This window comes from Pantoea sp. B566 (assembly GCF_024793925.1).
GTDB lineage: Bacteria > Pseudomonadota > Gammaproteobacteria > Enterobacterales > Enterobacteriaceae > Pantoea > Pantoea ananatis.
The window spans coordinates 15130-30922 of sequence record NZ_JANUQL010000003.1; the positions used below are offsets into that span (position 1 = coordinate 15130).

The window sequence follows — 15793 nt, forward strand, 5'->3', positions numbered from 1 at the left end:
TCGTAAAACTCAGGTTGATGCTGTTTTAGCAAGTAATATGGTCCGGGTCCGTATGATGATTTTACTGGCGGAATTATGTATTAATCGACGATAAGTAATTCAGAGGCTTAAGACAATATCTGCGTCGCCAGACGCAATGAATCTGAAATATTACTGTAAAAAGGATTTAAGCAGACTCTGACTTACTGCAACTTTCTCAGTGATAGCTTTGTCGTTTATCAATCAGGCTATAAGTCAGACTTAAGAGGAAAAGTCATGTTTAAAGGTCTAAGCGCGTTTCCACTCACTCCGTTTATATCAGGCTCTCCTGATGAGAAAAGCTTCCTGAGAATACTGAGAAGACTGACAGATGCGAAAGTCGATTCTCTCGGCGTGCTTGGATCGACAGGCAGTTACGCCTATATGACCCGTGAACAACGTGAGCAGATAGCCAGACTGGCTGTAGACAATGCCGATAATATTCCAGTAATGGTGTGTGTTGGAGCAGTAAGCGCAGATGAAGTGTTACGGCTGGCTGATGATGCGCAGGAAGCTGGCGCCAGTGCTTTGCTCCTGCCTCCACTTTCATACCAGGCACTATATGAAGAAGAAGTATACGAACTCTTTGAAATGGTAGCCCGCAATGTCTCGGTTCCCCTCTGCGTCTATGACAATCCTGGAAAAACCCATTTTACCTTCTCAGATAACCTGCACCGTAAAATTGCAACTCTGCCAGCCGTACATTCGCTCAAAATTCCGCCCGTTCCTTCGGATATGGAGGCTGCCGCTTCCAGGGTCAGGAACCTACGCGTTATATTGCCTGCAGACGTGACAATCGGCATCAGTGGTGACAGCTCTGCTGCTAACGGCCTTATAGCCGGCTGTGAGGTCTGGTATTCTGTATTTGGTGGTCTTTTCCCTGATGTGGCAAAGAAAATAACAGATGCGGCAGTGGCGGGTGACCACACGGCAGTAAGGGAACATCACGGACGACTCAGCCCACTCTGGGAGCTTTTTCATCAGTACGGAGGTGGTTTTAGAATCATCGCAGCTGCTGCCAGTATTCTTGGACTGGCTGACGAAAACTGCCTGCCTCGTCCACTATTGCCTATTCGGGGTGAAAGGTTTGCTGAGCTGAAGCACGTCATATCCAGTCTTGAACTTACTTAATTGCTTCTTTGGACGTATGGAAGATGTCCGCTTTGAGCGAGGAGCGGACATCAAATGGTGGTCACAGGTAAGCTCTGGCACATTAAACATAACAACCCCTGGCCGCACCATCTGAAAAGCTCTCAGCGCGTTTCCGCCGCGTCCGGGCTGTTTCCGGCACCTTTCCCTGCTTCAAAACCTGAAAAACGCGCCTGATGATTTCTGCGCGCCTGCATGATTATGTAGTAAAAGCTATTCTCGACAAATTAGTGCGTGCAGATGCTGAAAACGTCCGCTCCTGGCACAAAGCGGACATCATTTTCAGCAAGAAAAGTAAAAAGCAAAAGCCGGATTAACGCTCTTCCGACAGTCGGCCTGTGGCAGCAAGAGTCGCACGTCATTAGGGTGATGAATTGATCGGAAGCGGTGGGCCCGGAAAGAGGGGTAGCATTGTACGGACCATCGGTTGTCTCTCCGCGCCACTGAATAAAGCACGACCAAAACAGCCGTGCCTTATCAGGCTAAAGGAAAAGGGCTATTGCAGCTTAATGCCTTTCGTTTCGGGTGCCATCCACACGACAACCATCGCGGCGATAAAAGCCACAACGGTAGTCGCCAGCCCTGCGGTAAATCCTCCTATGCTGGCAACATAGCCAATGAGTAGCGGTGCAATAAACCCACCTAAGCGACCGCCGTTATAAGCCAGACCCATTAAAAAGCCGCGTGACTGTGTGTCGCCAATCATTTCGGCAAGGAACGGCCCGGAGCCGGCAAAGATGCCGTTTACACCAAACCCCGCCATAAAGATGGCGGCCATCAGAATCAATGGCTGAGTTGTCGCCAGATACAGGCCGACTGCCACAGCGCCGATAAACAGGTAGATCAAAAACATGGGTCTGCGTCCCCATTTATCTGCCAGGAGTGAAAACACAAGGAAGCCGGCAATCGCACCTGTTTGTAAGGCCAGTACAAATTTCAGGCTGTGCAGGAAATCAAGATGCTTCACTTCACGAAGATAGGTGGGCGTCCAGGTGAAAACCCCCCAGAACAGATACTGAATGAAAAAGATAAAGGTAAAGGCCAGTAACAGTCCTTTGAGGTTTGTTTTGCCCGACCGCGCCGTTTGGGTCGGTCTGTTAATCCGTTCCCGCTGGCGTGCCAGCCACACTGGCGATTCAGGCGTGATATACGCAATGACCATCATGATAAAAACCGGCAAGGCGCCAATCATGAAAAGGTATCGCCAGCCGCCGTTTTCCAGTTTGCCTGTCATCGCCGTGACCAGTGCCGTCAGCCCAATCGCTAAAATGGCCCCCACCGGCAGTCCCATTTGCATCAGTGCACCACCCCGGGCACGGCGTTCAGGACGCCATGTTTCGGCGATGAGTGCTGCGCCAGAGGTCCACATTCCACCCATTCCCAGTGCCCCGCAAAATCGCAACAAAACAAAGGTTTGTTGATGATGAGAAAAGGCCAGGAGTCCTGAGAAAAGCGAATAGATCGTAATACAAATGAAAGCGGTTCTGACTCGTCCGATTTTGTCGGCGACCATCCCGAACAGAATGCCGCCAATGATCTGTCCGCCAGCCGTGGTGCTGATAAACAGACCCAGTTCAGTTTTGCTGACAGCAAACACCACGCCAAGCACAGGCAATAAAAGCGATAGCAAAAATGAGTCATAGCTTTCAAAAGCCCACCCGAGCCCACCCAACGCGAGCGTTCGTTTTTCTACCGATGTTTGAGAGAGTGTCAGGTTGGCTTCATTCTGTTCCAGTGGATGAGTCTCATGCGGTCTTGATTTGATATTCATCAGCATTCTCCAGGGAAGATAAGCGATAGCTTAACGCTGCGGTGCGCCAGAAAAGATGTGCTTTTTCCTCGACGGACGCGTGCTCCGCCAACCGTTTGCAGGCGTTCCAGAAAACGCCATAGCTGAACATGCCTTTGTCGACCGGAAAATTGCTTGCAAACATACAGCGCCTGACGCCGAACGTTTCGACCAACGTTTCAAACAGTGGCCGCCAGGCGAGACACAGCGCCCGCGAGTCTGGCGGTGTGGCGCTTTGTGCGAAGGGAAAGCCCATGACAGTCATACCAAAGCCGCTGATCTTCATGCTCACGTTTGGCCGTTCAGCCAGAGCGGTAATGGATTTTTGCCACGCCTGAAAGGCGGTATCCCTTTTGCTGGCATAAGGCCCCGTGCCGAGCGGCCCGCCGCAGTGGTCCACAATGATATGAAGATCGGGCAACGCATCTGCCAGCGCAATAATGTCATCAAGCTGGGTGTGGTAAACCCAGACATCCAGCGAAAGTCCGTTCCGGACAAGGCAGGCTGCGCCTTTGCGAAATGCGGTAGTGGTGGCAAGGCCAGCAGGGGGTGTGACAGGGCTTGATACAACGCGAGGATCACTGTGCCAGGCAAGCGGATTACGCAGCCCTCGTAAACGTCCACCAGAGCGCGCCATCATGAGTTCAATGACGGGTTGCAGGTCATCCTCTGCCAGCAAACTGACACCACCCACTATCGCTTCACAGCCTGATGCCTTGCCATAGTGGCCACTGTCAAACATAGCGGCAGCGCCGCTCGCGAACTCAACCTCACCGACTGGCCTGAAGGTTTCTGGTCCGTTACGGCGCAGCATGGAACGGCACTGCACATAAACCGTCGACAGAACCCGGTGTCCGGACTGCTCAATATCGTGGCTGAAATCAGGAACCAGATAACGTCCTGACTGGCGATCCCATAAGTGATGATGAGCATCGACTATCGCCAGATCGGGCATCAACGCTTTTTCGTGATGCAGTGCCAGCCAGTTTTCTCTGACAGGCAAATGCGGTGCATTAACTGTCTCCATCGCTTCCCCTTATGCTTTTTAACCGCGTCTGTTCTGACGTTGCTCACAGGGCTCAGAAGCCAGGCTGAATGCAACTCAGGGTTTACAGGGTAAAACTGTGTTTTACAGAATGAATCGACTATAAAGTCATTTCCTGAGGGCAAGCCAGTAAAAAGAGAATGTTAATCGTGTAAATAAGGTGTTAATCACAAATAGCCTTTATTAACACCAAAGTTGCGTTTCAGAGGGAACATCCAGGTGCAAACTGTACGTATCAATCAGTAGAACATGGGCGAAAAGCGGACGTTGGCCATTCATATATCTACGATTCTTACGTTGACTTGCTTAGATGGATACCATTAATTCAGAGACTAATTGGCATGCTCTGAGGTTGCATATGTTGATTTATAACGTTTTTGGGCGGCCTTTTCGCCGCGCTGCTTCAGCGTGGCCAGCAGCTCGAAGGGATGGGGGGCCGCCTGGCCTGCACCCCAATAATCACAGCAATGCTGAAATATCAATGTCTGCTCCTGGCACAAAGCGACTGTGCGTAGGTGATGTCTGCGATGAGCGAGAATCGGATGTTTTACCCATAAATCATCCTGACGTTTGGGTGGGTCATAAATTGCTTAACGCTACGATAATAAAGCTGGGTTAAACAGGACATCCATTCGGCGAGCGTCTGTTTTTTACGCAACGATTGCCTTTGGTGAAGGAAAAGCCATTATATCTTTTTAGGTTAAAGGATTTTCTATGCGTGATTCTGCAAGCAAATCAATCGGGCTGCTCCTGTTCCCAGCGCTTACTCAGCTTGATCTTACCGCGCCATATGAAGTTTTCGTCAGGGCACCCAATACAAAGGTTCATCTCATCTGGAAAAACCTGGACCTTGTTGTTTCCGATCGTGGTATGGCTATACAGCCAACGACCACTTTTAACACATGCCCACAACTGGATGTAATTTGTATCCCCGGAGGGCCTGGTCAGATAAACCTAATGGATGATGAAGACGTTCTTTCATTTATCCGTTTCCAAAGTGAAGAAGCAAAGCTGGTGACTTCTGTATGCACTGGTTCGCTGATTCTGGGCGCAGCAGGACTTCTGGATGGATATAAAGCAACGACGCACTGGGCTTCTCTGGACCAACTCGCTCTGTTAGGTGCGGAGCCAGTTAATGAGCGCGTCGTCCGTGACCGTAACCGTATAACCGGCGCAGGTGTCACTTCAGGAATAGACTTTGCGCTCACCGTTGTATCAGAAATGCACGGGAGCAGTATTGCTGAAAATATTCAACTGCATATGGAATATGATCCCGCACCGCCGTTTACCTGTGGCTCGCCCCGAACTGCATCTGAAGAGCAGTTAAAAAAGGCGCGGGAACAAACAGCGCCATTTATTGAAAAGAGGCGACAGGCGACGTTAAAAGCCGCAGCCAGACTACAGAAATAAGGCTTAGCGAAAGAGGGGCCTTTTTCGACTTTCACTCCCCGCGCCTGGCACAAACCGGACATGTCCATCAGGCAACGCTCGCTTTAAACCGGGCAGCGGACATCGCGATCTCACGCTCTGCACGAGTGCTTGAAACCTGTCCGGCCCACGGCGCTCATGATGATAAGGCGCATTATTAAGATTATGCTCCAGCCAGATATGTTGAGGATCGGCGGATAACCGATCCTGTTGGCGCGTTATTTAAGATCCAGATCTGCAATCACACCTGCGACATCGGCAATATCTTCTTTCGACAACGGCAGCAGGGGACGAGGCAGACAGTCTGGATCGGTAAGCCCGAGTATGCCTGCTGCAGCGGCGATTACACGGATGCTTCCCCCATGTTTACGAAACAGCGCCCATAAAGGTTCCAGACGGGTAGTGAAGGCAGTCACGCGTTCATGGTCGTTAACTGCGGCGGCCTGCGTAATTTGTTTGGCGGTTTCTGGAAACAGACCACCGCAAACGGAATACCAGACTTCACAACCGGCATTTAATCCCAGCCCGGCACTGGCGTCACCGCTGATGCCAATGGTCATGCCAGGACGAAGATGTTGCCGTAATGCATTGACCCGTTCAGCCGCAGCAACGGGATTATCCGATACGCCTGAAATTTTAACTGAGCGAATGCCCTTCAGTGACGACAGCTGCCCGTGCAGTTCATCTGTGAACGTGAAATGCGTGGTCCGTGGGTTGTCATAAACACAAACCGGGACTGAAACATGTCGGGTAACCGTCTCATAAAACGCATAAACCTCTTCATTACGCAGCGGCTGGTAGCTCATCGCCGGAAGCAGCAACGCATCAGCGCCTGCAGACTGCGCATCTTCAGCCAGATGCAGGACGGCATCGGTGCTCATTGCACCCACGCAAACCATCATGGGGATTTGCCCGGCAATCTGACGGGCGAGCGTTGCGACGCGTTTACGCTGTTCCCTGCTCAAATAGGCATAGCTGCCGGTTGAACCCAGAATACCCAACGAATCGACACCGGCTGCCGTCAGGCGAGCCAGAATCTTAGTCAATCCCTCTTCATCGACACCACGCGCCGTGACAGGTGTTAACGGGAAAGCAGACAAACCGGTAAACATTCAGTTTCTCCAGAGCAGAGTTGAAGGCGTTATTCGCCGATGAGGGTGACGTGACACTGCAGCCGGGCCCCATTTCTTCAGGCCTTCGGTCAGCATCGTTCCCGCGTCATGAAGCTGCTCAGGTGGCATCTGAGGCAGACTTTTCAGAATAAACCACATGTGTTCAGCTTCAACGCTTAAGCACGTTCTGATTCCCTGCCGTCCGTTGCAGCGACGGCTGGTTAATCGACATTATCGCACCAGACGACTTTACCAGGCGAAGGATATTCCACCGTCAGACCCCTTATTTAAAGGGTATCAAAGGGGTTATCGTCACTCTGCAGAACGCCATTCCGGCTTGCTTAGGCTGGCTAAAGTCTGGGACAGCAGATCCTAAGGGTGATGCCTCCACTCATCACATAAGCCCTGGAATGAGCTGCTGAGCGTTATAAAATATCAACATGGATTCGGGGAGGTGAAAGGATCAGTCACACCTAATTTACTGTAGCGACAGACATTCGGATTTATTTCTGTGCTCCTCAATCTCCCTGGCAATGCGGCTTAAATGAAAATACGAACAGCGTGTTCAGACAACATTTTCCCTCAGGCACTTGTTTACCGGGTTACCGCCAGTAAAGCGTTTATGGCGTAGCCCGGCCGCTCGACGAGAGGCCGGGAAATCCGCCATACCCTGAATCACCCGCAGAGTGATTCAATTAATGTGTTGCATCCATCGGTGGAACTCGCAGGATAAAAGCCAGTCTGATTCTGGGAAACATTCATTTCAGGACGTGCATTATCAGAACCTGAGCGTAGCCGTTGCCGTAATTTGTCGCTCCGCGCCGTAAAAACACGCCGTCGTGGCGTAACAGCCTGCGACGTAGTTCTTATCAAAAAGATTGTTAACATTTAAGCCAATTGATGAACCCGGCAGATTGAACCTGCTCAGATCGTACTGGATGACGGCATTCCAGATCGTGTAGGGCTTCACTTTAAAGGAGTTAGCGTTATCACCTTCCGTCGACCCGACATAGCGACTTCCCAGCCCTAACGTCAATCCGCTTAACGCCGTTTCATGAAAAGTGTAGTTTCCCCATAATGCCGCCATATTTTTAGGGATCTCAGCTGGGCGATTACCTTCGTATGAGGTGTCTTTGGTATATTCAGCATCCGTGTAGGAATAGCTGCCGATAATATCCACATTTTCTGTCAGTGCTGCTTTCGTCTCCAGTTCTATGCCTCTGGAGCGTAACTCGCCATTTTGCACTGAATATAAAATATGCTCAGGATCTGACGTCAGATTTTTATCTTTTGTTATCTGGAACAGCGATAAGGTGGCGGAAATCAATTTACCGTCAGGTATATATTTGATTCCGGCTTCATACTGTTTGGCGCGAGATGCCCGAAACATTTTCCCTGTATAATCCGCTCCTGCTGTTGGCAGGAAGGATTCACTGTAGCTAATGAAAGGTGAAAGACCATTATCAAACAGGTAGTTCAGACCTCCTCGCCATGTAAATTCATTATCGTCCTGTTTGGAGGCTGAATTGTTATTAAGGCGATTGACGCTGTCTGCTTCAGACCAGTCATAACGACCACCCAATGTTAATAGCCAGTGATTCCATTCAGCCTGATCCTGCAAATAGAGGCCAGTCTGTTCAAGACGATCGACCTGACTCCTGTAACCGAAATATTGTACAGCGGTATTACCATACACAGGATTAACCAGGTTCAGACTGGATGCCAGACCGAGCGCCTGCCAGACATCATTCCGTGTGCGCCGGTAATCTATGCCCATAAGCAGGGTATGGTCTGTGTTACCTGTAGAAAATTTATTTTGCACCTGAGTATCCATCGCGAAGCTCGATAAATGCTCTTTGGCCGCAAGTGCACCCCGGGTTAAAAAAGAAGGATCAAACGGAGAAACACTGCTTCCATAGATGGTTCGGTAATCCATATCTACCGTTCCGTAGCGCAAGTTCTGACGCACAGTCCAGTTGTCATTAATTTGATGCTCAAAGGTATAACCGACTAACTTCTGCTTACGGGAAATTTTGTTATAACCCGGTTCCCCATCATTAAAACTTGTGGGTAATTTTCCACCCGCACCGCTGGTTACCGTGCCGTCTTTCGGTAAATAGCCAAACCATCCTATATTGGGTTCATCGAGGAAACTGCTTAAAAAAGTAAACTGAGTTTTGTCATCGGGGCGCCATGTGAATGAAGGCGCTAATGAATAACGCTTTGCTTTTTCACCCGTCTGTTGCTGGTCCTGATCGCTGGCTACACCTGTCAGGCGGTAGGTTAATTTCTCGTCATCATCAACCGCGCCGCCAAAATCAAAGCCCGTCTGGAAAAGATTATGGTTGCCAGTTTTAAACTGCACTTCGCGAATGGTCTGCGGCGTGGGGCGCTTACTGACCAGCGCGATAACACCGCCAGGCTCACTCAGACCATACAGAACAGATGCAGGGCCACGCAGCAATTCAGCACGTTCAAGCATGTAAGGATCGACCTGGAAGGAAGTAAAACTGTCGGCCTGAAGTTTGAGTCCGTCCAGATAAATATTATCCGAGATCTGGCTGAACCCCCGGATATTGACTGAATTAAAGCCGCTTACCGATCCCCGACTGTCAACCATCACATCTGCAGCGTAACGAAAAGCATCTTTCAGCGTCGGTGGGTCCAGCAAATCCATCTCTTCACGCGTAACAACGGTAATGGACTGAGGCGTTTTACGGAGTGGCGTGTCAGTTTTAGTCGCTGTCGCGCTTCGCTTTGCCACCACAGAGCCTACTGGCCCCCAGGCATTTTCTTCCGGGGGAGTCTCCCCCTCGCTTGTTACAGTGAGGGTATTCTGTTTAGTCGCAGCCACGGCGCTGTCTGCTGACAGTGCAGGGAATGACAGTGAACTCATTAATGCACTAAGCATTACTGCACAAGAACGTGGAATCAGAGCTCTTCGAACTTTCATGTCTGTATGTACTCGTCTAGGTTTAATAAAATACATTTCACTGAAACGAATAAGAGCCAGGTTGCTCACGATGTTTTTTTAAACATCAGTATGCTTTTCATAACGTTAAATCGTACCCGAATGGTCGTATCCACGCCTTCCATGACTTCGTTATCAGTCAATGCCACTTACCCTGCGCTGCAGTGAATTCAGCACCTGTTGCCGCTGCAGTACGCTGACTCCCGACATTTCAATCACATAAGACTCATGTAATTAAAAATAAAAATCATTCTCATTTAACAGCGAAAATCTTTTTTCCGATAGCGAAACACAGACATAAAATTTTTCATTTCAGCCAAAAGTTGCCTGTTTTCTTTACATCAGGGTAAAGACAGATTTAACGACAGAAAACGCGGGCACACTCGGGCAATCGTTCCGGACAATTAAGGGATGAGTGCCTGTCAGACAGGCAGCTTAAAAGGGGGGAATATTAACGTTGCTGCAGAAAAGTCGGTTCTTTTACGCACTGTCGGTAAGGTAATGGCGCTGACAGTGCGAATCTTTTTCGTCTTACGTGCTGCCGGATGATAAGCAATACCCATCCAGGATCGTTCCCCTCAGGTGCTTCAACACTGTCTTGAATTGCGACGGGAGGTATGTTTAAAAAGAAGTCAGAGATGCTGCCGGAATGTTTCTTGGCATTATGGATTGTTATTGCCCGGCGTCTTCCGTCAGCGCCCGCCTCATACCGATAGCATCGCGCAGGGGATGACCGGTTAACGCAAGGCAGCGCTGTCAGTGCAGAAATAAGGGTAACGGCTTTACCGTCTACGAACAGAGCGTGCAATGGATGACGGATCCGGCAGTGCCTTTAATCCAAATAAATTTTGCCGGGCATAATGCCCGAAGCTCCGCCTGTTGCCTTCTCTGTTCTTTCGAAAAGGTAGCGAGCGGGCGGCTTGCCTACTGCTTTTCGAAACATGGTGATGAATCCGCTGGCGTTCTCATAGCCAAGTTCCAGCGCGACTGTCTGAACACTCTCCCCACGGGTTAGCCGTTGAAGTGAAAGGATGACATGTAACTGCCGACGCCAATGACCAAAACTCATTCCGATCTCCTGCAGCATCAGTCGGCTCATGGTTCTTTCACTCATACCGATGCGATGGGCCCATTCGCCCAAAGAGGATTTATCAGCAGGTTCGGCCAGTAGCTTTTCAGCAAGCTGTCGCAGCCTTCGATCGCGTGGCATTGGCAGATGCAAATCTTCTACTGGTGCCGCTGATAATTCATCAAGAAGGGTTGCTATCAAGCGGCTTTCCGGTCCCTCTGTCGGATAAAGCCGCGGTAACCCCGCAGCTTTAAGCAACAACTCGCGCAGGAGTGGGTTTACGGAGAGTGTACAGCAGGTTTTTGGAAGCGCGGGTATCGCCTCAGGTTCAATAAACAGACAGTAACATTCTGTATTTCCAGAACCCCGTGCTGAATGTGGCATGTTGCCCGGTATCCAGACTGCACATTGAGGTGGAACAATCCACATCCCCTCGTCGACCTCACAATTGAGCACACCACGGACTGAATAGAGCAATTGCGACTTACGATGTTGGTGTGTTTCATGTTCCCAGCCATTTGAAATCATGGATGCGCTCAGTGCAAAGATGGGGCGAGGGATACTGTCAATATCAGGCAAAGCAACAGCATTCAGAGAAGATAGCCGGGACATGTATTCAACCTTGGTTTTGAAAGCAGCATTTGGCAATTTTGAATAATATTATGACCAACATTCGCAATGCAGTCTAAAAGGGATTCAGATAATTTCATTTAACAGGGCTGGCGGTTGCCTGGTGCGTTGCGCGTCATGCTACCGAAGCGGCCATTTTTCAGCGCTGCATCAGGAGGGCTGAAAATCTTAATCAACCGATTCACAGGATTATGACTATGCAAATTGACGATGCCGATTTTCCCGTTGTATGGATAAAAATGAATGCTCCTGGAAAGGATTCGGCTGCCCCCGCATTTAATGAATTCGAAGCGTTACTCGCCCGCAAAACACCCTTCGTACTGCTTAGCGGTGAAGGCTTTACTGAAAGCAAACATGAGCATTCCGCCGATGAGATGAAGATGACAACCCGCTGGATGAAAGCGCATAAAAATGAATTAAAAGCCTTTGTTAAAGCGTCAATCCTGATTGAACCCAACACTGTAAAAAGGGCTGCAGCCAGACCTTTCGCCATTATTTATGAAAAATTTTGGGGCTATCCTTTATTGATGGCCGCTTCTAAAGAAGAGGCTTTAGCAACCGCAAAAACATTGCTTTAGGTAAAGCAGAAAAGTATCCCAGTAAAAGAGACCACGACGACAACATCGCTATCAAAGCAGGGGCTGGCTAGGGCTCCCCGGACTGCTGATTACTGACATACCTCGACCATTGTCAGTAAACAGCGTAATCCGGTACGTTTATCCGTTACACGCGCCCCTGGAAGCCGGAATCGCCATTTGGGCAAACTTCGCAAGCACACCTCTTGTGTAACGTGGCGCTGGTGGGCTCCAGCGGTTTCTTCTTTCCTGCAGTAGCGCCTCATCGACACTCAGTTGCAGCAGTTGCCGATGGGCATCAATAGTGATGGCGTCGCCTTCCTCCACCAAGGCAAGGGTTCTGTCTACAAAAGTTTCCGGTGCGACATGACCGACCACCATTTCCTTGGTGCCACCAGAGAAGCGGCCGTTAGTGATCAGGCCAACGCTCTCTCCCAATCCTTTGCCCACCAGGGCCGCTGTCGGGGAGAGCATTTCGGGCATCCCCGGCCCCCCTTTGGGTCCTAAATATCCCAGCACCAGCACATCACCAGGCTGTATCCGATCCTCAAGGATCGCCTGCTTTGCGACGCGCGCCGGACCGGTGATGGCGGGCATCTTCAGGCCGCTGATTTTTGCGACCGCCCCGTCAGGGGCCAGATTACCCTTAAGTATTGCCAGGTGGCCTTCTTTATAGAGGGGGCCTGAAGCGGCAGGATGACGTTCTTATCAGGCTGCGGTTGTGCTGGAATATCCGCCAGCTCCTCTGCCAGGCTGCACCGGTGATGGTCAGGCAGTGACCATGCAGACCTCGTTTCAGCAGGGATGGGAATAGCGCGGGTTACTGCATCGCTAAGAAACCTGCAACGTCACGGCGTACTTTACCTGCAGTTACAAGGCGAGGCGCCTGACCTCGAAACCGGGCTGGCCTGGAATCAGCAGAACATTTCGTCAGCTCTGAAGCGGTTGATCGACAGTGCTTCTGGGTGGGTTGCCGACGGTCATTAGCGGTAATTGCGTGCGCCATGAAGGAAATGTGGAGCAACGGGTTAAGCTCCATGCTGAGACGTGAGCGACGATCTTACATGCCCCACGGGGTTCGTGGGGCACGATCCTTGTTACAGTGACGGATGAGAACCTTTCACAGGGCTCACTGCTTCCAGCAGAGAGGCAATATGGAGAATGACGTGCTCATCATGCCATTTGCCGACGATCTGCACGTTAATCGGCAAGCCTTCACGACTCTTACCAAACGGCAACGCTACGCCAGGCAACCCTGTGACGTTAAGCGGCACCGTGGCACCTTGCAGATAAGTGGCATCAACGTCCTGACCGTCAATAACAAACCTGTCCACGCCGTGTTTATGTGCCGGGATGGGGAGTACATGCGTGATAAGCGCATCGTAGCGTGAAAAGTATTCCGCGAAGCCGTCACGCAATCGTTCGGCGGCCTGCTCTGCATCAATATAAGCAGACATCGGTGTATCAGGTAACGACAGCATGGTTTTCGCCATTTTATAGATCTCATCAGGCTGGCGACCGGCCGTGGCCGCCGCAAAGGCGGGCTTCATTTCCATGACGTGGAGCCGGTTAAACACATCCAGCGCAAAGTCCTTCTCCAGTGCAGGAATGCCGACATGCTCCACAACGACGCCCGGTGCTTTTAGCGCTTCCGCAGCCGCCTTCACGATGGCGTTAACGTCCGGATCAACCGGCCCAAAGCCCGGGCCGGTCATCCAGCCAATTCGCAGCGGACGCGATGCTACAAACGGCAGCCCGTCAGAATGAACGGGCGCAGCGCTGGAGAATGCGTCGTGACCATCCGGTCCCGAAAGCTGCGAGAATGCCAGGGCAATATCGCGAACTGAGCGGGCCATAGGGCCAACATGCCAGAAGCGGCGGGGCGCACGCGGCCAGATGCCTGTCATGGGCACGCTGCCGTGCGTGGCTTTCATGGAAGTGATGCCGGTCTGCGCCGCAGGGCCTCGTACCGAGATGGCCAAATCCGTGCCAAGTCCCAGCGGAGACATGCCTGCGGCAATCGCGGCAGACTCACCGCCACTGGAGCCGCCGGGCGTCCGGGTCAGGTCCCATGGGTTATTAGAGCGCCCGGACAGCAGGTTGTCGCTTTCAATCCAGTATGAAAATTCCGGCAGGTTCGTCTTAGCCAGCAGGATGCCGCCTGCTTTTTTAAGACGAGCCACGCTGGTTGCGTCTTCGTCAGGACGACGGCCTTTGAAAATAGGTGAACCACGCTGAGTCAGCACACCTGCCGTATCGATGGAGTCCTTTACGGTAAAAGGAACGCCGTGAAGCGGGCCCAGTTTCTCACCCTTCATCACGGCGGCTTCGGCAGCGGCAGCCTGCTTCAGGGCATCCTCTGCCACTGTTACAACAGCATTGACGTCCGGGTTAGTGGCGGCAATCCGATCAAGATGCGCTTGCATCACCTCAACGGGAGAAACGTCGCGGTTACGGATCATTCTGGCCAGGTGAGTCGCGTCTGAGTAATAAATTTCTTTGCTCATGATAAATCCTCTTGGTTAATAGCCTACCTAACAGTTGGTAGGTAAACTCTAGTCCTGTAAAATGACGCTGTCAATACCTACCTAACAAATGTTAGAATTGGGGTTCTGGCTTCTGGAGGAGTGACATAATGAGCAAAACATCCCGCGACGAAATTCTGAACGCAGCCCGTCTGGCGGCGCAGGCGCATGGTTATACAGGTTTGAATATCCGCGGACTGGCAGATGAAGTGGGGATTAAAGCGGCAAGCATTTACTATCATTTCCCCAGCAAGGCCGAGCTGGGTGCGGCGGTGGCCCAGCGTTATTGGGAGGATACGGCGCGTGACCTGGACGTATTGAGGGATGCGGAAGGCGATGCGCTCAGGAGTCTGAGCCGCTATCCACAAATATTTCGCCGTTCGCTGGAAAGCGGAAACCGACTTTGTATGGGAAGTTTCATGTCGGCGGAATATGATGATCTGCCTGAACCTGTCAAAGTTGAGGTGCAAAAGTTTGCGGACGTCAATATCGACTGGCTGGCAGGGCAGCTACTGGAAGCGGGGATCACTGCGTCAGAAGACAGCAGAATGCGTGCCGGTGCCATTTTTTCTGCCATCGCCGGCGCACAGCTAATGGCCAGAAGCCGGAACAATATTCAGCTTTTTGATGAGCTTATTGAGGGATACAGGCTTGCAGGTCTGCTACCCGCAGCTGAGAGATAAAATTCTGAAAAAACGTAACTGACTGGCGCATTGAATAAGGTCAGTCTTTCGTCTATGCAGCTCCGGATATTTATATTGAGAGGAATGACACCGCATCGGGTTTATCTGTTATCCGCGAATTCCCGTGAACGGAGGAGGTTCAAACTCACGACGCCTCTGACCCTCTACAGGTAAACGGGTATCTGGCAAGACCCTGCAAAGAAACCGGCAGGAATGGCCGGGTCGGCAGGGCAGTAACCAGCACGCGACGCCAGCCTTTACTTTGTAAGAGGCTTTACATGCCTCATGCTCCAGTGCCTGAATGAATAGCAGTCTGGATGACGGTACTTTTTATCTCTTCCTCTCAGTGCAGACACCGCATCTGTAAACGGTGCCTGCAGCTTTTACGCGTTATGCATTGTCATCGTCGGTGCAACCAAGACCTGAAGAGGGATCATTACAACCCGGATTAATCTCCAGATGGTGATGCCACGCGGCCAGTTTGGTAGCGCTTTCATTAGTGGAGGCGTTTGCTTTTTGAGCGGACATTTCTTTAACTGAATCGGGCCCTAAAGTCGTGCGAGAAGGCAGATCATTTGCGAACGAAACGCCCTGCAGGCCAGCCAGTACGATCGCTGCTAACGCGGCGGTTTTAACTGCGTATTTTATAACAGATACAGGCATAACGATTCCTCTCAGCTTAAGAAAACAGAAGGCTGATTGCCCTGACAGCGCTCAGCGAATTGAGAAACGTAATCACAAAAACTTGTAGGAACACAGCGGGTTGCCTGGAAGGTGAAACCCAGATGCGCCTCGGTTA

14 protein-coding genes and 2 pseudogenes are annotated in these 15793 nt (G+C 51.0%); 7 read left to right on the forward strand and 9 right to left on the reverse strand.

Annotation, left to right across the window (positions count from 1 at the left end):
- Window positions 1-255: 255 nt before the first annotated feature.
- Together NYE92_RS01780 and NYE92_RS01785 are read left to right on the forward strand one after the other, a co-directional pair.
- Window positions 256-1149, forward strand: coding sequence for a dihydrodipicolinate synthase family protein (locus tag NYE92_RS01780; protein ID WP_088900466.1), 894 nt, complete (start codon window positions 256-258; stop codon window positions 1147-1149).
- Between the two features lie 194 nt (window positions 1150-1343).
- A complete protein-coding gene (locus NYE92_RS01785) occupies window positions 1344-1484 on the forward strand; it encodes a hypothetical protein (protein ID WP_259018443.1) in 141 nt (46 codons plus the stop codon).
- 179 nt (window positions 1485-1663) lie between these two features.
- Here NYE92_RS01785 and NYE92_RS01790 read toward each other — a convergent pair whose 3' ends face one another.
- Window positions 1664-2938: an MFS transporter gene (locus NYE92_RS01790; RefSeq protein ID WP_064373604.1), complete on the reverse strand. Its 1275-nt coding sequence runs from the start codon at window positions 2936-2938 to the stop codon at window positions 1664-1666.
- Complete coding sequence (locus NYE92_RS01795; RefSeq protein ID WP_013025464.1) at window positions 2913-3983, reverse strand: amidohydrolase; 1071 nt, start codon at window positions 3981-3983, stop codon at window positions 2913-2915. Before NYE92_RS01795 ends, NYE92_RS01790 begins: the two co-directional genes overlap by 26 nt.
- 732 nt (window positions 3984-4715) lie before the next feature.
- Between NYE92_RS01795 and NYE92_RS01800 the strand changes: the two genes are divergently transcribed.
- Window positions 4716-5411, forward strand: a complete 696-nt coding sequence (locus tag NYE92_RS01800; RefSeq protein WP_013025465.1) for a DJ-1/PfpI family protein — start codon at window positions 4716-4718, stop codon at window positions 5409-5411.
- A gap of 236 nt (window positions 5412-5647) precedes the next feature.
- Here NYE92_RS01800 and NYE92_RS01805 read toward each other — a convergent pair whose 3' ends face one another.
- Both NYE92_RS01805 and NYE92_RS23230 read right to left on the reverse strand, forming a co-directional pair.
- Window positions 5648-6541 carry a dihydrodipicolinate synthase family protein gene (locus NYE92_RS01805; RefSeq protein ID WP_013025466.1) on the reverse strand — a complete coding sequence of 298 codons (894 nt, stop codon included), beginning with the start codon at window positions 6539-6541 and terminating at the stop codon, window positions 5648-5650.
- A pseudogene (locus tag NYE92_RS23230) lies at window positions 6542-6813 on the reverse strand (hypothetical protein); the annotation flags it as partial.
- A 145-nt stretch (window positions 6814-6958) separates the two neighbouring features.
- On the opposite strand from NYE92_RS23230, the pseudogene NYE92_RS23250 reads away from it, so the two are divergent.
- Window positions 6959-7231, forward strand: a pseudogene (locus NYE92_RS23250) (IS30 family transposase); the annotation flags it as partial.
- A gap of 88 nt (window positions 7232-7319) precedes the next feature.
- Here the strand turns inward: NYE92_RS23250 and fhuA are convergent.
- Together fhuA and NYE92_RS01820 are read right to left on the reverse strand one after the other, a co-directional pair.
- Entirely contained in the window at window positions 7320-9494 is a 2175-nt protein-coding gene (gene fhuA / locus NYE92_RS01815; RefSeq protein WP_014606064.1) for a ferrichrome porin FhuA, read from the reverse strand.
- Between the two features lie 850 nt (window positions 9495-10344).
- The gene (locus NYE92_RS01820; RefSeq protein WP_014593501.1) at window positions 10345-11193 is read right to left on the reverse strand and encodes a helix-turn-helix domain-containing protein; all 849 of its coding nucleotides are present in this window, start codon (window positions 11191-11193) and stop codon (window positions 10345-10347) included.
- 215 nt (window positions 11194-11408) lie between these two features.
- On the opposite strand from NYE92_RS01820, the gene NYE92_RS01825 reads away from it, so the two are divergent.
- Entirely contained in the window at window positions 11409-11789 is a 381-nt protein-coding gene (locus NYE92_RS01825) for a hypothetical protein (RefSeq protein WP_024471859.1), read from the forward strand.
- Between the two features lie 138 nt (window positions 11790-11927).
- Here NYE92_RS01825 and NYE92_RS01830 read toward each other — a convergent pair whose 3' ends face one another.
- Complete coding sequence (locus NYE92_RS01830) at window positions 11928-12446, reverse strand: dihydroxy-acid dehydratase (RefSeq protein WP_309600954.1); 519 nt, start codon at window positions 12444-12446, stop codon at window positions 11928-11930.
- 144 nt (window positions 12447-12590) lie between these two features.
- Between NYE92_RS01830 and NYE92_RS23255 the strand changes: the two genes are divergently transcribed.
- Complete coding sequence (locus tag NYE92_RS23255; protein ID WP_110287061.1) at window positions 12591-12773, forward strand: hypothetical protein; 183 nt, start codon at window positions 12591-12593, stop codon at window positions 12771-12773.
- A 110-nt stretch (window positions 12774-12883) separates the two neighbouring features.
- Here NYE92_RS23255 and NYE92_RS01835 read toward each other — a convergent pair whose 3' ends face one another.
- Window positions 12884-14293: an amidase gene (locus NYE92_RS01835; RefSeq protein WP_259018444.1), complete on the reverse strand. Its 1410-nt coding sequence runs from the start codon at window positions 14291-14293 to the stop codon at window positions 12884-12886.
- Window positions 14294-14421: 128 nt separating this feature from the next.
- On the opposite strand from NYE92_RS01835, the gene NYE92_RS01840 reads away from it, so the two are divergent.
- Window positions 14422-14994 carry a TetR/AcrR family transcriptional regulator gene (locus NYE92_RS01840; RefSeq protein WP_013025473.1) on the forward strand — a complete coding sequence of 191 codons (573 nt, stop codon included), beginning with the start codon at window positions 14422-14424 and terminating at the stop codon, window positions 14992-14994.
- A 390-nt stretch (window positions 14995-15384) separates the two neighbouring features.
- Here the strand turns inward: NYE92_RS01840 and NYE92_RS01845 are convergent, their stop codons facing one another.
- Window positions 15385-15657, reverse strand: a complete 273-nt coding sequence (locus NYE92_RS01845; RefSeq protein WP_024471858.1) for a hypothetical protein — start codon at window positions 15655-15657, stop codon at window positions 15385-15387.
- Window positions 15658-15793: the final 136 nt, after the last annotated feature.